A 19,711-nucleotide genomic window follows, 5' to 3' on the forward strand; every position below is an offset into this window, starting at 1 on the left:
ATGTGCTCAAATTCGTTATGATCGCGGCGCGGATCGGTTAGGGTTCCCTTCACACAAGAGGAGGAAACCGTGACTGACATTTTTCCATATCAATTTTCTCAGCTGAAGGTAGATGAAGACTATCCCAAAAACATCGTGGATAACTGGGGTGGTTGGCCCGAGAGTTGGCTGATCGAACCAGGCGTGACGCGGCTGGATGCCGCGCTGCATCACCCAAATGGCAAGTTCTACTTTTTCAGAGGTTCTGAATATTGCCGCTACGATCCAAAGCGCCGCACGATGGATGACGATTATCCGCGCAATATCGTGGATGTATGGACTGGCTGGCCAAGCTCCTGGATTAACGACGATGGCGAAACCCGTGTGGACGCGGCGTTTTACAGCGGTTCCAAGCGCAAGGTCTATTTCTTCAAGGGCGATGAATACATTCGCTACGCCCCGGGTGTCGGCGTGGATGATGACTACCCCAAGATCACCGCGAACGAGTTTAACGGTTGGCATTTGATGAATGTCGGAAGCGCGAAATGTGCCGTGTCTACTGGGTCCCGCGACGTGGTTTTCATGGGGCAGGGCCGATGGGCGGGCTACAGGATGGGCCACGGAAACGATGGCGGTGGCATCATGCCGCAATCCCCCGATGGCTGGCCAACCGGGACGCAATGGGACAACCCGGATGCAGGCCTGGATTCCACGAAATGGGGGCGCTGCTATATCTTTAAGGGGTCACAATACCTTAGGCTTTCCCAAGACTAAACTTAGGTGCGCAGAAGCCGGCCAGAGGAAGACTCAAGGTATCCTTTGGCCGGTGCCCGATGCAGCTTGGCAATGGCTTGCAAAATCCGCGACCCCGTGATGTTATGGTATAACATAACATTACAGCTGGCATGACGATCCGAAACCTTTCCTCCCAACTGCGCCGCCGTCGCTCCGTGAACCCGATGCGAGAGTACGACGCCTTGCCGCCCGAACTGCGCCAATGGCTGTCGCAGGCGCGTTTGCCATGGTCGGCCCGTTCTGCCCGGCGCATTTGGAACAAAGCTGTGCAGGACGGCGGGGCCGAGGCGGCCCTGGCCCGTCTGGAGGCCGCAGAAATCGCCACATTGCGCCGCGATGACCCATTGGGCTTGCCCAGATAGGCGATTCCCTCTATAGAACGCGCGTCGACAAGGCGAACAACGCCATAAAAACAAGAGACGAGCAGGGTCGGAACCTCCGGCCCTCTTTGTTTATGGCACGTCTGACCAATTCGTTCCGCCCAAGGCGGACACCAACCAAGACCGGCGGAGACAACCGCTCGGCCAGATAAAACGTTTGAAAAAGGAACCTGAGACCACATGGCTCAAAACGTATCAATGGAGGAATTCGAAGCCCTCCTGAACGAAAGCTTCGAAATTGACACCCCTGCCGAAGGTTCGGTTGTCAAAGGTAAGATCATCGCGATCGAGGCCGGTCAGGCCATCATCGACGTCGGCTACAAAATGGAAGGCCGCGTTGAACTGAAAGAATTCGCAAATCCTGGTGAAGCCCCCGAAGTTGCCGTTGGCGACGACGTGGAAGTCTTCCTTGAGCGCGTTGAAAACGCCCGTGGCGAAGCTGTTGTCAGCCGTGACAAAGCCCGCCGTGAGGAAGCCTGGGACCGCCTGGAAAAAGCATATGCCGACGAACAGCGCGTCGAAGGTGCTATCTTTGGCCGTGTCAAAGGCGGCTTTACCGTCGATCTGGGCGGCGCCGTGGCCTTCTTGCCCGGCTCGCAGGTTGACGTACGTCCCGTACGTGACGCTGGCCCGCTGATGGGTCTGAAGCAGCCCTTCCAGATCCTGAAAATGGACCGTCGCCGTGGCAACATCGTTGTGTCGCGTCGCGCCATTCTGGAAGAGTCGCGTGCCGAACAGCGTGCAGAAGTTATCGGCAAACTGGCTGAAGGCGACGCCGTGGACGGCGTGGTCAAGAACATCACCGAATACGGCGCATTCGTCGATCTGGGTGGTGTGGACGGCCTGCTGCACGTCACCGACATGGCCTGGCGCCGTGTGAACCATCCTTCCGAGATCCTGTCGATCGGCGAAACCGTCAAGGTTCAGGTCATCAAGATCAACAAGGAAACCCACCGTATCAGCCTGGGCATGAAACAGCTGCAGGACGATCCGTGGAACACCGTCGAAGGCAAGTACCCGCTGGAATCGGTCCACACCGGTCGCGTCACCAACATCACCGACTACGGTGCATTTGTTGAGCTGGAGCCCGGCGTTGAAGGTCTGGTTCACGTCTCGGAAATGTCCTGGACCAAAAAGAACGTTCACCCCGGCAAAATCGTTTCGACCAGCCAGGAAGTGGAAGTCATGGTTCTGGAGATCGACACCTCCAAGCGCCGCGTTTCGCTGGGTCTCAAGCAGACCATGCGCAACCCGTGGGATGTGTTCGCAGACAACAACCCTGTCGGCACCGAGGTCGAGGGCGAGGTCAAGAACATCACCGAATTCGGTCTGTTCATCGGCCTGGACAACGACATCGACGGCATGGTTCACCTGTCGGACTTGTCGTGGGATCAGCGCGGCGAGGAAGCCATCCAGAACTACCGCAAGGGCGACGTTGTCAAAGCCGTTGTCACCGAGGTCGATGTCGACAAAGAGCGCATCAGCCTGTCGGTCAAACAGCTGGGCGGCGATCCGTTCTCGGAAGCTGTCGAAGGCGTCAAGCGCGGTTCGATCATCACTGTCGAAGTGACAGCGATCGAAGAAGGCGGCATCGAGGTGGATTACGAAGGCATGAAGTCCTTCATCCGCCGCAGCGATCTGTCGCGTGACCGTGCCGAGCAGCGCCCCGATCGTTTCGGCGTGGGCGACAAGGTCGACGTACGTGTCACCAACGTAGATGGCAAAACCCGTCGTCTGGGTCTGTCGATCAAAGCGCGCGAAATCGCCGAAGAGAAAGAAGCCGTGGAACAGTACGGTTCGTCGGATTCGGGTGCATCGCTGGGCGATATCCTGGGTGCCGCTCTGAAGGGCGACGAGTAAACCTCGCCTGATATCTGAAAATTGGCCCCGCAGAGCAATCTGCGGGGCTTTTTTATGCCCGTTTTATCCGAAAACCGACCATCCGGTTTTCTGGGCGAAACGTTCAACCGCCAGAGTGCCCAAAGCCGAGTTTCCCTGAGCGTTCAGCCCCGGTGACCAGACCGCAATAGAAGCCCGCCCCGGCGCGATCACAAGAATCCCACCGCCGACCCCGCTTTTGCCGGGCAATCCGACCCGATAGGCAAAGTCACCCGAACCATCGTAATGGCCGCAGGTCAACATCAAGGCGTTGATGCGGCGCACACTGCCCGTTGAAATCTGTGACGGAAAGCCTGACGCCCCAACCAGAAACCTGCCCGCCATGGCCAGTTGGCGCGGAGTCATTTCAATGGCGCATTGGTGAAAGTAGGTGCCACATGTCAGGGCAGGGACATGATGAAGGTTGCCATGAGCCGCCATGAAATGCGCCAGCGCCAAGTTGCGATCCCCGTGCCGGGTTTCTGATCGCGCCACCGCATCGTCGATGTGGATATCCTCGTCTTCGGCGCAGGCGCGGATAAAGCGCAGCAACTCTCCCAACACCTCGCGCGGGGCATGGCCGGCAAGAATGGCGTCGGTGACGACCAGCGCCCCGGCATTGATGAACGGGTTTCTTGGAATGCCCTGTTCATGTTCCAACTGCAGGATCGAGTTGAATGGTAGGCCAGAGGGCTCTCTTCCGACCCGGCTCCATAGCCGGTCTCCGAACCGCCCCAAGGCCAATGACAGGGTGAACACTTTGGAGACAGACTGAATCGAGAAACGCGTGTCGGCTTCGCCGGTTGTAAACACCCGTCCGTCCGCTAACGCTACCGCCATCCCGAAATGGGCGGGGTCCACGCAGGCCAGCTGGGGAATATAGTCCGCCGGGGTGCCGCGATCGGTTTGGGCCGCGATCTCTTGCGCGATTTGCGCCAGAATACCTTCATAGTCCATCGGCTTGGTCCCTGGTTTGGACATGTCTTTTGACAGATGGTGTATCGCTCTGGCCGAGCGCGACAAGGGGAAAGCGGCGTGGCGCGCACGGGCGGGGCTGCGAATCAAGGGCTTCGCAGGCGCGGAAAAAGCCCGGGCCGCAGCGCGGCATCGGTCAGTCGGGGTGCTGTGGTGGGTCGCAGGGGCTGGCAAGAGCGGGCCATTTGCCGTTCAGATCGCAGGAAATCGCATGGTTCTCTTTGATTATTAACGCTTTCTCTTTGTCGCCTGCTTAAAAAGTGCCTATAGTTGGCAGGCTTATAAGACATGCTCGAACGCGAAATAACGCGCGGCGTCACGGGGGAGGGAAGGCTTCAATGATCCGGTCTGAATTGATTCAGAAGATTGCAGACGAAAACCCACATCTTTATCAGCGGGATGTTGAGCGTATCGTGAACACCGTTTTTGAAGAGATTATCTCGGCGATGGCCGATGGTGACCGGGTTGAACTGCGCGGCTTTGGCGCGTTCTCGGTCAAGAAGCGCGATGCGCGCACTGGCCGAAATCCGCGCACCGGCGAGGCTGTTGAGGTTGAAGAGAAGTTTGTTCCGTTCTTTAAAACGGGTAAGCTTTTGCGTGACCGCCTCAATGGGAATGAATCGGACTGATCTATGCTGCGCTACCTGCGTTACTTGTTTCTGGCAGCCCTTGGGCTTTGCCTTGTCACTGTTGCACTGGCCAACCGCCAGCTTGTTCACCTTAAACTGCTGCCCGAAGACATCGCCGGTTTTTCCGGCATGCAACTGGATATCCAACTGCCGATGTTTGTCGTCGTCTTTGGCGGGATCATCGCGGGTTTGTTGATCGGGTTTGTCTGGGAATGGCTGCGTGAGGCGCGTTTGCGTGCCGAAGGCGACCGTGCCAAACGCGATGCCAAAAAGCTGGAGCGCGAAGTGAAAAAGCTGCGCCAGCCTGACCCGGCCAAGGGCGATGATGTGCTGGCGCTGCTTGATGGCGACAGCGCTGCGCGTTAAACGCGCGATATGACCCTCCAGACTCGTGTCAAAATCTGCGGCCTGACGCAGCCAGACCATGTCGCGGCGGCGGCACAGGCCGGTGCGGCCTATGTGGGCTTTGTCTTTTTTCCAAAGTCGCCGCGCAACGTGTCGGTCGCACAAGCTGCTGCTTTGGCGTTAGAGGTGCCCGTGGGCGTCGCCAAGGTTGCTTTGGTTGTGAACGCGGACGATACCCTGCTGGATCAGATCACCGACAAAGTGCCTTTGGACATGTTGCAATTGCATGGCGCCGAAACCCCTCAGCGGGTGCAGGAAATCCGCTCGCGCTATGGGTTGCCGGTGATGAAGGCCGTTGGCGTCGCGGATGCCGAAGATTTGCCAGCGCTGGCCGAATATTCCTATGTCGCCGATCAGATCCTTGTCGATGCCAAGCCGCCTCGCAACGCAGACTTGCCCGGCGGCAACGGGTTGTCCTTTGACTGGCGCCTTTTGGAAGGGCGCCGCTGGGCCGTGCCGTGGATGCTGGCAGGCGGGCTGACGCCGGAAAACGTTGCCACCGCCGTGCAGATGACCGGTGCCAAGCAGGTTGATGTGTCCTCGGGTGTGGAAAGCGCGCCGGGGGTAAAAGACGCGGACAAAATCCGCGCCTTTATCAAGGCCGCGCAAACGGGCCCCGTGCCCAGCCTGAAGTGATCTGAGGGGGCGTTGGCGATGTATACGGTGTTGGTGTCAGGTCGAAAGGTCAGGGGGTTAGGGGCGACAGTCACGGCGCTTGGCGGCGCGCGGCGTCAGTGCCGATCAGCAAAGTCCACCCCGGGCAACACCGCATCCAAGGTGTTTCACAAAAAGGGGGCTGTCTTTGTGCTAAGCGTCTGGGACAATCAGGAGGCTGCCGCAGCCTTCACCCCTGAGATGCCCGAAGCGCAAACGATCAGCTATCCCTCTCTCAGGCTGCCCACTTCGGCTCAAGCAGCTGAAAGCTGGTTCGAAGAGCTGAACGCCGAGTGATTTTCCTGTGTGTGGCTTTACCGCGCCCTATATAGGCTTTAAACGCGCTAGGGCAGCACACGGGAGAGCAAAATGGCCGATGACCTGTACAACAGCTTCATGAACGGACCCGATGAAAAGGGCCGCTTTGGCATCTATGGTGGCCGCTTTGTGTCGGAAACCCTGATGCCGCTGATCCTGAGCCTTGAGGAAGAGTACGATAAGGCCAAGGACGATCCCGATTTCTGGGCCGAGATGGACTATCTGTGGAAATACTACGTCGGCCGCCCCTCGCCGCTGTATCACGCCGAACGCCTGTCGGATCATCTGGGCGGTGCCAAGATCTACCTGAAGCGCGACGAGCTGAACCATACCGGCGCGCATAAGATCAACAACGTGCTGGGTCAGATTTTGCTGGCCAAACGCATGGGTAAAACCCGCATCATCGCCGAAACCGGCGCAGGGCAGCATGGTGTGGCCACCGCCACTGTTTGTGCCCGCTTTGGTCTGAAATGCGTTGTCTATATGGGGGCACATGATGTGCAGCGTCAGGCGCCCAACGTCTTCCGCATGCGTCTGCTGGGTGCCGAGGTCGTGCCCGTCACCAGTGGCCGTGGCACGCTGAAGGACGCGATGAATGACGCGCTGCGCGACTGGGTCACCAACGTGCGCGAAACCTTCTACTGCATCGGCACCGTGGCCGGGCCGCACCCTTATCCTGCGATGGTGCGCGACTTCCAGTCGATCATCGGCAAAGAGGTGCGCTGGCAGTTGGAAGAGCAAGAAGGCGAAGGCCGCTTGCCCGATACGATCATTGCTGCGATCGGTGGTGGTTCCAACGCCATGGGCCTGTTCTATCCGTTCCTTGACGACAAATCAGTCCGCATCATTGGTGTCGAAGCCGGCGGCAAGGGCGTGAATGACAAGATGGAGCATTGCGCCAGCCTGACCGGCGGCCGCCCCGGCGTGCTGCATGGGAACCGCACCTATCTGCTGCAGGATGATGATGGCCAGATATTGGAAGGCCACTCGATTTCGGCCGGGCTGGATTACCCGGGCATTGGTCCTGAACACAGCTGGCTGAATGATACCGGCCGCGCCGAGTATGTCTCGATCACTGACCGTGAAGCGCTGGAAGCGTTCCAACTGTCGTGCTCGACCGAAGGGATCATCCCGGCGCTGGAGCCCAGCCACGCGCTGGCCCATGTGATGAAGATCGCGCCTGATCTGCCCAAGGATCATATCCTTGTGATGAACATGTGCGGACGCGGCGATAAAGACGTGCAAACCGTCGCGGCCCATCTTGGTTTTGACATGTCCGACACTGAAGGGCGCACGGTCGAGTAACCCCCAAAACCCCCGCCGTATTGCGCGGGGGGTTCTTTTTTCAGCCCTAAACCCAAGTTTATGGCCCTCGACCCCCGGTTTAATTAGGTCAGAATAAACCGGAGGCCGATTTTTTCGGTTTGCGATGATTGGCATCTCTTTCGCGACGGCACGCATGGGGCGGGCTGACTGTGAAAGGATTGGACTATGAAACTGAAAACACTCTCGGCTGTTACTGCGACGGTTGCTTTGATGGGGACCACAACGCTGGCTCAAACCACAGACGAAGTTCTGAACGATATCGCCGCCGATCTGGCCGCGCAGGGCTATACCCGGATCGAAGTTGAAAAGAAGCGCAACACCTATGAGATTGAGGCGTCGGGGGGAACTGGCAGCAAAGCTGAGTACACCTACGACAAAGACGGGAACTTGATCGAAGAAGAGATCATCGAAGATGGTCAGAAGATTGAGCGCAAGTACGATAGCGAAGGCAATCTGATCAAAGAAGAGATTGAGCCAGCTGACGAAGACGACGACGATGATGATGATGATGATGACGACGACGACGATGATGATGATGACGACGACGACGATGATGATGACGACGACGACGATGATGATGATGACGACGACGACGACGATGATGATGACGACGACGACGATGATGATGACGACGACGACGATGACGACGATGATGACAAAGGCCGTGATGGCAAATCGGGTGGTCGCTTCGGCGGTTAATCGTTTGACCAGGATCGTGAAGATGGAGCGCGCAACCGCGCTCCATCGGATCGTCCGTCGGTCATGACCGGAGATTTATATGCCTAGTTTCTCGCAAAACCTGATGCGGATCGCGCTAGCGACCGGGCTTAGTCTGGCCTCGGCCGGAGCGGGTTTTGCACAAACAGTTGAGCAGGCCCTGATCGCCGAACTCAAGGCGCAGGGCTACACGCGGATCGAACGGTCGCGGACTTTTTTGGGTCGTGTCCGGTTGGAGGCTGAAGGCAACGGGATCGAGCGCGAGATCATCTTCAACCCGCGCACCGGAGAAATACTCAGAGATTTCTGGGAAATTGACGACGATGACAATCTGCCTTTGTTGAACCCAGGCGATGATGATGACCATGAAAGCGCGTCCGGCGGTGGGGCTGGGTCTGGCGGCGATGAAGATGGCGACGACGACGACGATGATGATGATGACGACGGCGACGATGAAGATGATGACGACGACGACGATGATGATGATGACGACGGCGACGATGAAGATGATGACGAAGACGACGAAGATGATGAAGATGACGAAAACGATGAAAGAGATGATCGCGACAGGGGTGATGTGCGTGACGCAGTAGAAGATCGTTTTGGGCGCTAGGTGAATGCGATAAACGAAAAGAGCAACAGACAAGGTCCGGGGGAGAAGGTGAGCGGCAAAGGATTTATCATTGTCGTGTTATGCGTACAGGTTGCCTGTGCGATCTTCTTTGTATCCGATATCGTGCTGACCGTATTTGGTGCGCGTGCACGCCCGGTTGCATGGCACATTCGCGAGATGATGGAGATTGGCGCGGCACTGGGGTTGATCCTGGGCGTGATGCTGGGTGCGATCGCGTTGCACCGAACCATGCGCCAAACCGCGGCCGCCGAAGAGAAGTTGCGGCTGGCCTCGGGCGCATTCATCGAGCTGATGGAAGAACGATTTGTCGACTGGAAACTGACCCCAGCTGAACGCGACGTTGCCCTGTTCGCGATAAAGGGGCTGTCGACACAAGAGATCGCGTCTTTGCGCCAAACCTCTGAGGGCACGGTGAAGGCGCAGACCAATGCGATTTACCGCAAAGCGGGTGTATCGGGCAGACCGCAATTGCTGAGCCTGTTCATCGACGACCTGATGGATGACGCGTTGGTCAAAGATCAGGCGGTCGCGTAAAGCTCCAACACATTCAAAGGTACGATGGCCAAGGCGCGACGGTGGGTTGCGCGCAGGTTGACCTTGGGCGCGCAGCCTTCGTCATGGGCCTGCAAAAAACGGCTGGCACAAAGGCACCAGCTGTCGCCCGGTTTAAGGCCGGGAAATTCAAACATTGGGCGCGGCGTAGACAGGTCATTGCCGACATATTTGGAATAGGCCAGAAACTCGGCCGTCATCACCGCGCAAACGGTGTGACTTCCGGCATCTTCCGAACAGGTATTGCAGTGTGCATCGCGAAAGAACCCGGTTTTTGGCCTGTAGCCACAGGGCTCAAGCGGGTCACCATAGACGTTTTCAGACGGGTCCATTTGCATGGGTAAGCTTCCATAGCGGGTGCGCGCGTAGCCTGTCAGGTTTGCAGGTTTGGCGCAAGGTCAGGAGTTTATTTGAACTTGTCGACCAGTTTTTGCATTGCCGAGCGCGTGTCTTCTGGCGCGACAGCCTGTACGGGCGCTGGTTTTTCCTTGGGTTTTGACGTCGATGACCGGGGCGGTGCAGTGCGCAGCGATACGGCATTCATGAACTTGCCACTGTCGCCATCGGCAAGGTGGCCTGCGCCGTCGCTGATCCCGCGCAACAGGTCTTCCAGCCAGCTCTGATCGGCCTTGGTAAAATCGGCCAGCACATAGCCTGAAACGCGGTCCTTATGGCCCGGATGGCCAATGCCCAGACGCACCCGGCCATAGCTTTCGCCGATATGCCCATGGATCGAGCGCAGCCCGTTGTGGCCAGCATGCCCGCCGCCTTGCTTGACGCGGCATTTGCCCGGCGCCAGGTCCAGTTCGTCATGCAGCACGATGACATCCTCGGGTGTCAGCTTGTAAAAGCGCATGGCCTCACCCACCGATTGGCCGGACCGGTTCATGAAGGTTTCGGGCTTTAGCAAAAGTACTTTCTCTCGCCCCAGACGGCCCTCGGCCAACAGCCCCTGAAACTTGGACCGCCACGGCGCAAAGCCGTGATCCTCGGCGATGCGATCCAGCGCCATAAAGCCGATATTGTGCCGGTTTCCCGCGTATTTCGGGCCTGGATTGCCCAACCCAACCAAGAGTTTCATAACCTGCCCCGATGGTGCATTGAATTCGGGCTGACGATATTGACCTGACCGCAGGAATTCAATCTATTGCGGCACAGCAAGGACGCACGGTGCGTTCCAAGCCAGATTTATCCCCTGAGAATGGAGCCCCCAAAATGTCGTTTATTGCGATGAACCGTTTTAAAATCACCCCCGGCCGTGAGGCAGATTTTGAAGAAATCTGGCGCAACCGGGACCGAAACCTGAAAGAGATGAAAGGCTTTGTGGAGTTCCGCTTGCTGAAAGGCGCGAAGACCGACGAATATACGCTTTATTCCAGTCACGTGATCTGGGACAGCCGCGCTGATTTCGAAGCATGGACCAAATCTCAGCAGTTTCGCGACTCGCATAAGAATGCCGGGCAGGGACGCAGCCGCGGGGTCATGGCCGGACATCCGAACTTCGAAGGCTTTGAAACGGTTCTGCACGAAAGCTGACACGTCCTAACAAAAAAGCGCGACCCGAAGGCCGCGCTTTTGAAAATCTGAGAGAGGCTGAGGATTATTCCTCGGTCGCTGCCTCTTCGGTCGCTGCTTCTTCGCCACCTTCGCCCTCATCATCAGCCGAACGCAGGCTCGACGGAGCCGAGATGTTCGCGATGACGAAGTTACGGTCGGTGATCATCGGGCGGGTGCCCTCGGGCAGGGTCACATCGTTGATGTGTACAATATCGCCCACATCCAGCTCGCTGATGTCGATTGCGATCTTCTCGGGGATATCGCCAGCAGTTACTTTCAGTTCGATCTCAGGGCGTACAGCCGTCAGAACACCGCCTTTTTTCAGGCCGGGCGATACTTCTTCGCCGGTGAACTCAACCGGAATAAACAGGTTGATGCGCGAGTTGCGGCGCAGGCGCATGAAATCGACGTGGATCGGCAGGTCTTTGACCACATCACGCTGAACGCCACGGCAGATGACGCGGACGTCTTCCATGCCTTCGGCTTTCATGTTGAACAGCGTCGACAGGAAACGGCCCTGCTTCAGACGCTTGAACAGCTCGTTGAAGGGGATGTTGATCGATACAGGGTCTTCGCCGCCGCCATAGACGACACCGGGTACCATATTTTCACGACGTGCTTGACGAGCGGCTCCCTTGCCTGTCCCCGCGCGAACCGTGACTTCAAGATCAGGAATCTGACCAGCCATGTTTCTAACTCCTAAGTTATGGGCATCCTCCAGGGTGTATGCCCGATTGAAGCCGCGCGTATACGGCACAATCAGGCATTTGGAAAGAGGGAAACCCGGTCAAAATCATTGGTTTTCCCTTGTTTTTGGCCTGTTCACAGCGGCGAGAGCTGCCTGACATTTCAGCAAGAGGCCGGATTTGCCGGGGAATCGGGCGGGGGCGATGCGCGGGAACTTGCGCAGTTACGGTATCCGCGCGTCGGAAATTGCAATCGCACGCAGGGCTGGCAGGCTGTTTACACATCGGGTGGCACAACCAAGCGAAGCAGTCATAAGCCGCCCAAGAGCCGGGAGGAGGACTTTAACAACGAGGTCTCCACAATGCTCAGACGTTCGAAAATGCCAAAGAATACACCAGACGACGCCCCAGCGCGGCGCTTGGTTTTGCGACGCCTCGGTCGGCGGGATCGGCGCTATCTGCGCGATCACCTGATTGGATTGGGGCCAAACGGGCGCCGAATGCGCTTTTGCGGTCAACCAAGCAACGAAGTGATTTCCGACTATGTAGACGCGATCGACTGGCGGCACGCGGTGCTGATTGGTCAGTTCGATGGCGCCCAACTGGTTGGGGTGGCCGAACTTTTCCCAACCCTGCCGCGCTGGGCGCGCTGCGCTGAACTGGCGGTTTCCGTGTCGCGGGACTGGCGCGGAAAAGGGCTGGGCGCTGCCTTGACCGAGGCCGCTTTGACCCATGCCCAAGACCACCGGATCAGGCGCGTGACCTTGCTGATCTCACCGGAAAATCAGGCGATGCTGGCCGTGGCAGAACATCAGGGCGCTCGGTTGCTGCCTGTGGCAGACATGGTGGTGGCGCGGTTGCGGTTGCGCGCAGTTCCCAATCCGGTCCTTCAGGGGATCAAAGCCATCGTAGCCATGGCGTTGCCGCCTTGGGGGCGTGCAGCGCGCGCGGTATAGGAGCTACTCCCAACGGCCCGAAAAACCTTCGGGCACAAGCAATACGTCGCGGTTCAGGTCTTGCACCGACTTGCGCCCGCAAAGGGCCATGGTGGTATCCAGTTCTTTATGGATGATCTCCAGCGCTTTGGTGACTCCCTGTTCGCCCATCGCGCCCAGCCCGTATATGTAGGCGCGGCCGATGTAAGTGCCGGTCGCGCCCATGGCCAAAGCCTTCAGCACGTCCTGACCTGACCGGATGCCGCTGTCCAGATGGACCTCAACCTTGTCGCCCACAGCGTCCAGAATTTCTGGCAGAGCCCGGATCGCCGACAGGGCCCCATCAATCTGACGCCCGCCATGGTTGGAAACGATGATGGCATCCGCACCGACCTCTAGCGCCAAGCGCGCGTCTTGGGCGTCCAGAATGCCCTTCAGGATCAATTTGCCATCCCAGCGGCGGCGGTAGTCTTTGACCTTTTCCCAATCAAGCCGTGGATCAAACTGCTTGTGCGTCCAATCCATCAGCGAGGTCATATCCGCCACATCCTTGGCGTGGCCAACGATATTCCCGAACCCGCGTCGCGGTGTGCCCAGCATGCCCAAACCCCAACGCCATTTCGTGGCCAGATCGGCCATCACCGGCAGGGTCATCTTTGGCGGGGCCGACAAGCCGTTCTTCAGGTCTTTGTGGCGTTGAGCCAGAATCTGAAGGTCCAGCGTCAAAACCATCGCGGAACATTCCGCCGCCTTGGCGCGCTGGATCAGCCGGGTGATGTAATCATCATCCCGCATCACATACAGCTGGAACCAGAAGGGCGTGCTGGTGTGCTCGGCGACGTCTTCAATTGAACAGATCGACATGGTCGAAAGCGTGTAGGGCACCCCGAAGTTTTCGGCGGCGCGGGCGGCTTTTATCTCTCCGTCCGGGTGCTGCATGCCGGTCATGCCGACGGGGGCCAAGGCCACGGGCATGGCAACGTCCTGACCAATCATTTTCGATGTGGTCGAACGTCCCTCCATATCTAAGGCAACCCGTTGACGCAGATATATCTTTTCAAAGTCCGATGTGTTCTCGCGAAAGGTTTGTTCGGTCCAACTGCCCGCTTGCGCATAGTCGTAGAACATCTTTGGGACCCGCCGTTTGTACAGGCGTTTGAGGTCATCAATGCAGGTGATCACAGGCATGAGGGCTCCCTATTTCAGGGCATTGCTAGCAACCCAAATGCGCAGCGGCAAGGCCTAGCGCAGTCGGCGGTTCAGCGCGGCGGTACACCCCCGGTCGACGGCGTAATGCAGGCAGACCGTAAAGACGGCCAGCACGATCAGCGCGGCAAACATCAGGTCGGTCTTGGCGCGACCATTGGCCAGCAGCATCAGGTATCCCAACCCGTTGCTGGCCCCAACCCATTCGCCAATGATTGCGCCGATGGGTGCATAAACCGCCGCCAATCGCAGGCCCGAAGTAAAGCCGGGCAAGGCCGCCGGGATGCGGATTTTCCACATTGTCGCGCGCGGCGTAGCGCCCATCACTTTGGCCAGTTCCAGCATCTGCGGCGGTGTGCGCATCAGCGCGTCAAAGAAGGTCGATGTGACCGGGAAGTAGATGATGATCAACGCCATCGCCACTTTCGACCATAGCCCAAAGCCCAGCCAAAGGGTCAGCAAAGGCGCCAGTGCGAAAACCGGGATCGCCTGCGACAGTACCAACATCGGCCGCATCAACGCCCGCGCCAGTGGCGAAGCCGCCAGCCCGATGGCGGACAATCCGCCCAGCCCCGCGCCAAGAACGATGCCCACCAGCACCTCGGTGATGGTGACCACGCTGTGCTCGGCCAGCAAGGCGCGGCTGTCCCACATCGTCTGGGCGACTTTGGCGGGGGCGGGTAACAGGAACGAGGGCACGCCCGTCATCCAGACAACCGTCTGCCAGATCGCCAGAACCAAAATCCCGGCTGCCAGAAGGCGCGCTGCGCCGATCACTTGGCGACCTCAAAACCAGCCCATGCCGCGTCGAAAAACGCGCGCTCAAGCTGAACGGCGCGGGTGAACAGGCTTTCGACCTTGGCTTGCTCGGCGGCGTCCAGCTTGTGCCAGGCTTTGTCCAACTGCCCGCGCAAATACGCCACGACGCCTTCAAACCCTGCGCCACAATGCAGGGTGATCCACTCGCCCAGCCAGAATGGCAGGTCGTTGGCGCGGTCGGCAAAGGGGGAGGCCCAATCCAGATACACCCCTTCGGCCACGCTCAGCACCGCCAGCATCTGCGCATAGCTGCCCGAGGTGCGGGCCTCGGCCATCAGCGCTTGAAACGCTGCGGTTTCGGGCGCGGCTTTGTTGGCCTCGGGCACGCCCAAGGCTTCGAGAGAGCGCAGGAAATAGGTGTTCTCTGGCCCGCAGATCAGGCCCAGAAACTGTGCGCCCGGCACGCCGTCCGCCAGCGTCGGTGCATGGGCCACGGCCGAGGCCAGCAGGCGCACGAATTCTTCGACAAACAGGTAATCCTGTTGCAGGTAGCCCGCCATGATATCGCGCTCTATCGTGCCATTGGTCAGCGCATCGGTGAAGGCGTGGTGGGTGGCCGCGTGCCAGTCGTCGGTGCATTTGGATTGCATCATTTGGGTCGGGGTCATCAGGCGGTCTCCATCAACAGGCGCAGCAACTGGCCTTGATAGACCAGCGTGTCAGGGGCATCGAATTGGCGGGGCGGGGTGGTCGCGGGGGGTGGCACCTCGGTCAGCCTGTCCTGCGACATCACCAGAATTTTGTCGCCCATGCGGGCGGCCTCGGCGGCGTCATGGGTGACCTGCACCACGGTGCGGCCCGCCAGCAGTTCCGCTGACAGATCCTGCATCAGGGAGCGATTGCGCGCATCAAGGGCGGAAAACGGCTCGTCCAACAGAACAACCGGGCGGTCTTCCATCAACGTGCGGGCAAGGGCCACGCGCTGGCGCTGCCCACCCGAAAGCGCGCCGGGCTTCTTGCTGGCATGATCTGCCAGTCCGACACGGGTCAGCACGCGCAACGCGCGCTCGGTATCGGGCATTGCGCCACGCAGCGCGGCCCCCAGCGTGACATTGTCCAGCACCGTGCGCCATTCCAGCAACAGATCGCTTTGCGCCATCAGAGCGATACGATCTTGCAAGGGGGCGCCATCTTCGGCCCCCAACGAACCTTCAAATGTCACACCACTGTCCAGCCCGGCAAACAGCCGCAACATGGTGGATTTACCCACGCCCGACGGGCCCAGCAGGCAGGTCCACGTCCCCGCAGGCGCGGTGAATTCAAGCGGTCCAAAGACCGGCGCCCCGTCATAGCGCGCGCTGCCGGAAAGATGCAGGGCGGGGGCGGGGGTCATGGACGCAATCCCATATCCCAAAACCCGACCTCAAGCCGGGTGGCGATGGTGAAAGTCTGGCAAAGCGCATCCCAACGGGGGCTGGAGGCATCGCCCACGCGGCGCGCCACAGCGCCGTCGATCAACGCGCCGACATCGCGACAGACCTGTTGATAGTCCTCGCCGCCATAGGTTTCGATCCATTCGGCGTATGCGTCGCTGGTTTTCTCGTCCAGTAACCGCGCGCCAATTTCACCGTATCCCAGAACGCAAGGCGCCAAGGCCGCCAGCAGATCGACGAAATCGCCCGAATGCCCGGCGTCCAGCACATAGCGCGTATAGGCCAGATTCTCGGGCCGCTCGACCGCGTCAAACAGCTGTTGTTCAGAAATCCCGGCCTCGGCGCAGGTTTTTACATGGAGCTTCATTTCTTCGTCGATCAGCGCATGCACTGTCGCCGCACAGGCGCGCATTTCGTCCAGCGTTTCCGCCTTGGTCACCGCCAAGGCCCAAGCGCGCGAGAAATGGATCAGGAACACGTAATCCTGCACCAGATAATGCAGGAAGGCCGCGCGCGGCAGGGTGCCGTCGCGCAGGCCTTCGACAAAGGCATGGCGGGTATAGGCGGGCCATGCCTCCCCAGCGGCATCGCGCCACTGGGGAAAGGTTGTGCCGTAATCGGTCATTGTTCGCCCAGATCCACGGCCAGATCGTCCACCATCCGGGTGCCTTCAACCAGACCCGAGGCATTCAGGAAGGTTTCAAACCGCGCATAGCGATCTTCGTCCAGCGCTTCGGGGCGTAGGGCGAAACGCGGCAGGGTGTCGACCCAGGCGCGGGCGTTCAGCTCGTCTTGCAGCTCTTTCGAGGTGCCGGCGAAAATCTCCCAGCTTTCTTCGGGGTGGTTGACGATGTACTGGGTGGCAAGTTCAGTGGCGCGCAGGAAGCGGCGCACGGCGTCTTTGTCCATCAGCTCGGGGTTGGCGACATAGATCAGCTCGTCATAGGTCGGCACGCCCTCTTCTTCGATGTAGAAACATTTGCCGGGGACGCCTTCGATGTCCATCTGGTTCAGTTCAAAGTTGCGATAGGCGCCCAGAACAGCGTCCACCTGACCCGACATCAGCGACGGCGACAGCGACCAGTTCACATTGACCAGCTCAACATCGTCCATCACCAGACCGTATTTCGCCAAAATGGCGGTCAGCAGGGCCTCTTCGACACCGGCAACCGAATAGCCGATCTTGCCGCCCTTCAGATCCGCGGGGGTTTTGACGGGGCCGTCTTCCAGCACCAGCAGGCAGTTCAGCGGGGTGGCGACCAGCGTGCCGACGCGTTTCAGCGGCATGCCCTCGGCCACTTGCAGGTGCAGTTGCGGCTGGTACGAAACCGCCAGATCGGCCTTGCCAGCGGCGGCCAGCTTTGGCGGGTCAGACGGGTCTGCGGGCGGAACAATTTCGACCTCAAGCCCCTGATCGGCGAAATAGCCCTTTTCCTGCGCCACGATGATCGGCCCGTGGTCGGGGTTGATGAACCAGTCCAGCATGACGGTGAACTTGTCGGCGGCAAAGGCCGGGCTGGCGGCCAGTAGCGCAGCTGCGGCGATAGATGCGAGTTTCATGGGTTTCCTTCTCCTGTTTCGTCGCCAAGGGCGAGTAATGCGATTTCTATGTTCGTTTGCTTCGCCACGCCTTCGGCGGCGTTCCAGGCGCGCAGGCCTGAGCGGCAGCACAGCACCATGCGTTGTCCTTGTTCGGGCTCAGGCATTGGCTGGCCGGGCGCAATCCGGTGCGCGGCGCTGTGGGGCAGGGGGCCTTCGTGTGCGGCGCGCAGGTCGATGATCAGGTCGTCATCACACAGGGCCGTACGCGCGATGAACGCCGGGCGGTGGGCCGGTTCGGGCGCGTTGTCAAAGCGGAAGCCGCCAAAGCGCATCGTGGCCGCATCATAGGTGGTCAGCTGGCCCAGCGGGTTGGGCTGTGCGCCGGTAATTACCGCCACGGCCATCTGCGCCTGCAACGCACCAATTATCCCGACCAGCGGCCCCAACACCCCGGCACTGTCGCAGCTTTCCATACGCGCAGGCAGATCAGGGAACAGGGCGCGCAAGCTGGGCGCACCGGCGCAGAACCCACCGACATAGCCCTCCAGCCCAACGACCGAGGCGCTGATCAGTGGCACATCCGCTGCTTGGCAGGTGTCTGACAGAATGTAAGAGGCCGCGAAACTGTCGGCGCAATCCAACACCACGTCACAACCTGCCACCAGATCGGCGGCATTGGCCGGGTCAAGCACCTCCGGAGCCGGCTCGACCGTACAGTCGGGGTTCAGCGCTTTCATGCGCTGGGCGGCGACGGTGACTTTGGGCCGGCCGATATCGGCCTCGGCAAACAATGTCTGCCGGTGCAGGTTCGACAGCGATACCACGTCGGCATCCACCAAACGCACCGCGCCAAGACCCGCCCCCACCAGATAGGGCAGGGAGGGTGCGGCCAACCCGCCCGCGCCCACCATCAGCACGCGGGCCTTGCGCAGGCGATCCTGCGCGGGCTGGCCAATCACGGCAATCTGGCGGGCGTAACGGCTCATACGCAGACCTCAAGCCATTCGCGCACGCGCGCCTCAGGGTCGTCATTCAGCGTGATGTCGGTGACGGCAGATACGATATCCGCGCCGGCCTCAAACGCGCCGGGCGCACGCGGCACCGACATGCCCCCAATGGCGATCAGTGGGATATCCCCGATCAGCGCTTTCCACTCGGTCAGTTTTTCAACGCCCTGACGGTGCCATTTCATCTTTTTCAGGATCGTTGGATAGATCGGACCCAGCGCGACATAGTCCGGCTGCAACGCCAGCACCCGGTCCAGTTCAGCGCGGTCATGGGTCGACACGCCAAGGCGCAGCCCGGCGGCGCGGATCGCGTCCAGATCGGCCTCGTCCAGGTCCTCTTGTCCCAGATGAATCCAATCACAGCCCAGTTCAATCGCCAGTGGCCAATAGTCGTTCACCACCAATGTGGCGCCGTGTTCATGGCACAGGTCGCGGGCGCGGGTGATCTGATCGCGCAGCACGTCTTCAGAGCGGTCTTTCAGGCGCAATTGCACCAGCTTGATCCCTTGCGGCAGCAGGCGCTCCAGCCAGGTGATATCATCGAAGATCGGGTAAAACGGGTGCAGGTTCATTCCAGAAATGCCTTTCCCAAAACCGGGGTGGAAGGCGCGGCCATATCGCGGGGCGACATCGGGTCGGCCTCATAGGCCAGTCGCCCGGCTTCGAGCGCACGGGCAAAGCCCTCGGCCATGGCGGCCGGATCGCCCGCTTTGGCCACGGCGGTGTTCAACAGCACCGCGTCATAGCCCATTTCCATCGCCGCAGCCGCCTGACTGGGCAGGCCCAAACCGGCATCAACCACCAGCGGGATGTCGGGGAAATGGGCGCGCAGGCTGCGTAGCCCGTAAAGGTTGTTCAGCCCCAGCCCGGTGCCAATCGGTGCGCCCCACGGCATCAAGACCTTGCATCCGGCCTGGACCAGCCGATCACACAGAACCAAGTCTTCGGTGCAGTAGGGAAACACCTGAAACCCGTCCTCAGCCAAGGTATGGGCTGCCTCAACCAGCCCGAATGGGTCGGGTTGCAGCGTATCGGCGTGGCCGATGACTTCGAGCTTGATCCAGTTGGTATCAAACAGCTCGCGCGCCATTTGGGCGGTGGTCACGGCTTCGCGTACCGAGTGGCAACCTGCGGTATTGGGCAAAACCTTGACGCCCAGATCGGCGATCAAATCCCAAAAGGCGCCGCCTGCGCGGTCTCCGCCAGCTTCGCGCCGAACCGAGACGGTCGCGATGCCAGCGCCAGAGCGCCGGAAAGCATCGGCCAGAATGGCAGGCGACGGATACATCGCCGTGCCCAGCATTAGCCGCGAGTCCACTTGGGTGCCGTAAAAATCCACCATGC

General features: G+C 59.7%; 27 protein-coding genes. 14 read left to right on the forward strand and 13 right to left on the reverse strand.

The window, feature by feature from the left end; translation table 11 throughout:
* Nucleotides 1–69 precede the first annotated feature (69 nt).
* From ATO10_RS09025 to rpsA, 3 genes are all read left to right on the forward strand, one after another.
* A complete protein-coding gene (locus ATO10_RS09025; protein WP_035250717.1) occupies nt 70–753 on the forward strand; it encodes a hemopexin repeat-containing protein in 684 nt (227 codons plus the stop codon).
* 131 nt (nt 754–884) lie between these two features.
* Nucleotides 885–1,136 carry a DUF6525 family protein gene (locus ATO10_RS09030; RefSeq protein ID WP_035250720.1) on the forward strand — a complete coding sequence of 84 codons (252 nt, stop codon included), beginning with the start codon at nt 885–887 and terminating at the stop codon, nt 1,134–1,136.
* A gap of 198 nt (nt 1,137–1,334) precedes the next feature.
* The gene (gene rpsA, locus ATO10_RS09035) at nt 1,335–3,014 is read left to right on the forward strand and encodes a 30S ribosomal protein S1 (protein WP_035250724.1); all 1,680 of its coding nucleotides are present in this window, start codon (nt 1,335–1,337) and stop codon (nt 3,012–3,014) included.
* A 63-nt stretch (nt 3,015–3,077) separates the two neighbouring features.
* Here rpsA and ATO10_RS09040 read toward each other — a convergent pair whose 3' ends face one another.
* Entirely contained in the window at nt 3,078–4,013 is a 936-nt protein-coding gene (locus ATO10_RS09040) for a glutaminase (protein WP_035250727.1), read from the reverse strand.
* Between ATO10_RS09040 and ATO10_RS09045 the strand changes: the two genes are divergently transcribed.
* The 9 genes from ATO10_RS09045 to ATO10_RS09085 all read left to right on the forward strand — a co-directional run bounded on the left by ATO10_RS09045 (nt 4,012) and on the right by ATO10_RS09085 (nt 9,224).
* Nucleotides 4,012–4,239, forward strand: a complete 228-nt coding sequence (locus ATO10_RS09045) for a hypothetical protein (RefSeq protein ID WP_035250729.1) — start codon at nt 4,012–4,014, stop codon at nt 4,237–4,239. The two genes, ATO10_RS09040 and ATO10_RS09045, sit on opposite strands and share 2 nt — an antisense overlap.
* A gap of 106 nt (nt 4,240–4,345) precedes the next feature.
* Complete coding sequence (ihfB, locus tag ATO10_RS09050) at nt 4,346–4,636, forward strand: integration host factor subunit beta (protein ID WP_035250732.1); 291 nt, start codon at nt 4,346–4,348, stop codon at nt 4,634–4,636.
* A 6-nt stretch (nt 4,637–4,642) separates the two neighbouring features.
* A complete protein-coding gene (locus ATO10_RS09055; RefSeq protein ID WP_202898655.1) occupies nt 4,643–5,002 on the forward strand; it encodes a lipopolysaccharide assembly protein LapA domain-containing protein in 360 nt (119 codons plus the stop codon).
* Nucleotides 5,003–5,011: 9 nt separating this feature from the next.
* Entirely contained in the window at nt 5,012–5,677 is a 666-nt protein-coding gene (locus ATO10_RS09060; protein ID WP_035250737.1) for a phosphoribosylanthranilate isomerase, read from the forward strand.
* 18 nt (nt 5,678–5,695) lie between these two features.
* On the forward strand, nt 5,696–5,992 hold the full coding sequence (locus ATO10_RS09065; protein WP_035250739.1) for a hypothetical protein: 297 nt from the start codon (nt 5,696–5,698) through the stop codon (nt 5,990–5,992).
* 72 nt (nt 5,993–6,064) lie between these two features.
* The gene (gene trpB / locus ATO10_RS09070; RefSeq protein WP_035250741.1) at nt 6,065–7,318 is read left to right on the forward strand and encodes a tryptophan synthase subunit beta; all 1,254 of its coding nucleotides are present in this window, start codon (nt 6,065–6,067) and stop codon (nt 7,316–7,318) included.
* 186 nt (nt 7,319–7,504) lie between these two features.
* Nucleotides 7,505–8,038, forward strand: coding sequence for a hypothetical protein (locus tag ATO10_RS16515; RefSeq protein ID WP_051598054.1), 534 nt, complete (start codon nt 7,505–7,507; stop codon nt 8,036–8,038).
* A gap of 79 nt (nt 8,039–8,117) precedes the next feature.
* On the forward strand, nt 8,118–8,669 hold the full coding sequence (locus ATO10_RS09080; RefSeq protein ID WP_035250744.1) for a hypothetical protein: 552 nt from the start codon (nt 8,118–8,120) through the stop codon (nt 8,667–8,669).
* A gap of 48 nt (nt 8,670–8,717) precedes the next feature.
* Nucleotides 8,718–9,224: a helix-turn-helix transcriptional regulator gene (locus ATO10_RS09085; RefSeq protein WP_035250746.1), complete on the forward strand. Its 507-nt coding sequence runs from the start codon at nt 8,718–8,720 to the stop codon at nt 9,222–9,224.
* Here the strand turns inward: ATO10_RS09085 and ATO10_RS09090 are convergent.
* Both ATO10_RS09090 and pth read right to left on the reverse strand, forming a co-directional pair.
* Nucleotides 9,209–9,580, reverse strand: a complete 372-nt coding sequence (locus tag ATO10_RS09090; protein WP_035250749.1) for a DUF2237 family protein — start codon at nt 9,578–9,580, stop codon at nt 9,209–9,211. The genes ATO10_RS09085 and ATO10_RS09090 overlap by 16 nt on opposite strands.
* A gap of 68 nt (nt 9,581–9,648) precedes the next feature.
* Nucleotides 9,649–10,323, reverse strand: a complete 675-nt coding sequence (gene pth, locus ATO10_RS09095; protein ID WP_035250753.1) for an aminoacyl-tRNA hydrolase — start codon at nt 10,321–10,323, stop codon at nt 9,649–9,651.
* A 134-nt stretch (nt 10,324–10,457) separates the two neighbouring features.
* On the opposite strand from pth, the gene hmuQ reads away from it, so the two are divergent.
* The gene (hmuQ, locus tag ATO10_RS09100) at nt 10,458–10,778 is read left to right on the forward strand and encodes a heme-degrading protein HmuQ (RefSeq protein WP_035250756.1); all 321 of its coding nucleotides are present in this window, start codon (nt 10,458–10,460) and stop codon (nt 10,776–10,778) included.
* A gap of 64 nt (nt 10,779–10,842) precedes the next feature.
* On the opposite strand, the gene ATO10_RS09105 is transcribed toward hmuQ, so the two are convergent.
* On the reverse strand, nt 10,843–11,487 hold the full coding sequence (locus ATO10_RS09105; RefSeq protein WP_035250759.1) for a 50S ribosomal protein L25/general stress protein Ctc: 645 nt from the start codon (nt 11,485–11,487) through the stop codon (nt 10,843–10,845).
* Nucleotides 11,488–11,910: 423 nt separating this feature from the next.
* Here ATO10_RS09105 and ATO10_RS16475 point away from each other — a divergent pair, with 423 nt between their 5' ends.
* Nucleotides 11,911–12,441: a GNAT family N-acetyltransferase gene (locus ATO10_RS16475; protein ID WP_162174090.1), complete on the forward strand. Its 531-nt coding sequence runs from the start codon at nt 11,911–11,913 to the stop codon at nt 12,439–12,441.
* 3 nt (nt 12,442–12,444) lie between these two features.
* Here the strand turns inward: ATO10_RS16475 and ATO10_RS09115 are convergent, their stop codons facing one another.
* Genes ATO10_RS09115 through ATO10_RS09155 form a run of 9 tightly spaced genes read right to left on the reverse strand, consistent with a single transcriptional unit; the run spans nt 12,445 to nt 19,709 of the window.
* Nucleotides 12,445–13,608, reverse strand: coding sequence for an alpha-hydroxy acid oxidase (locus ATO10_RS09115; protein ID WP_035250763.1), 1,164 nt, complete (start codon nt 13,606–13,608; stop codon nt 12,445–12,447).
* A gap of 54 nt (nt 13,609–13,662) precedes the next feature.
* Nucleotides 13,663–14,403, reverse strand: coding sequence for an ABC transporter permease (locus ATO10_RS09120; protein ID WP_420313638.1), 741 nt, complete (start codon nt 14,401–14,403; stop codon nt 13,663–13,665).
* Nucleotides 14,400–15,053, reverse strand: a complete 654-nt coding sequence (locus ATO10_RS09125; RefSeq protein WP_035250765.1) for a TenA family protein — start codon at nt 15,051–15,053, stop codon at nt 14,400–14,402. The genes ATO10_RS09120 and ATO10_RS09125 overlap by 4 nt, the downstream gene beginning before the upstream one ends.
* Nucleotides 15,053–15,778 carry an ABC transporter ATP-binding protein gene (locus ATO10_RS09130; protein WP_035250767.1) on the reverse strand — a complete coding sequence of 242 codons (726 nt, stop codon included), beginning with the start codon at nt 15,776–15,778 and terminating at the stop codon, nt 15,053–15,055. Before ATO10_RS09130 ends, ATO10_RS09125 begins: the two co-directional genes overlap by 1 nt.
* The gene (tenA, locus tag ATO10_RS09135) at nt 15,775–16,443 is read right to left on the reverse strand and encodes a thiaminase II (RefSeq protein WP_035250770.1); all 669 of its coding nucleotides are present in this window, start codon (nt 16,441–16,443) and stop codon (nt 15,775–15,777) included. The genes ATO10_RS09130 and tenA overlap by 4 nt, the downstream gene beginning before the upstream one ends.
* Nucleotides 16,440–17,378 (reverse strand): ABC transporter substrate-binding protein, encoded by a 939-nt coding sequence (locus tag ATO10_RS09140; protein WP_035250772.1) that lies wholly within the window; start codon nt 17,376–17,378, stop codon nt 16,440–16,442. Before ATO10_RS09140 ends, tenA begins: the two co-directional genes overlap by 4 nt.
* Nucleotides 17,375–18,346 (reverse strand): HesA/MoeB/ThiF family protein, encoded by a 972-nt coding sequence (locus tag ATO10_RS09145; protein WP_035250774.1) that lies wholly within the window; start codon nt 18,344–18,346, stop codon nt 17,375–17,377. Before ATO10_RS09145 ends, ATO10_RS09140 begins: the two co-directional genes overlap by 4 nt.
* Nucleotides 18,343–18,939, reverse strand: coding sequence for a thiamine phosphate synthase (locus tag ATO10_RS09150; RefSeq protein ID WP_035250777.1), 597 nt, complete (start codon nt 18,937–18,939; stop codon nt 18,343–18,345). The genes ATO10_RS09145 and ATO10_RS09150 overlap by 4 nt, the downstream gene beginning before the upstream one ends.
* Complete coding sequence (locus ATO10_RS09155) at nt 18,936–19,709, reverse strand: thiazole synthase (RefSeq protein WP_035250779.1); 774 nt, start codon at nt 19,707–19,709, stop codon at nt 18,936–18,938. Before ATO10_RS09155 ends, ATO10_RS09150 begins: the two co-directional genes overlap by 4 nt.
* Between the last annotated feature and the right edge of the window lie 2 nt (nt 19,710–19,711).

Source organism: Actibacterium atlanticum (assembly GCF_000671395.1).
Classification (GTDB): domain Bacteria; phylum Pseudomonadota; class Alphaproteobacteria; order Rhodobacterales; family Rhodobacteraceae; genus Actibacterium_D; species Actibacterium_D atlanticum.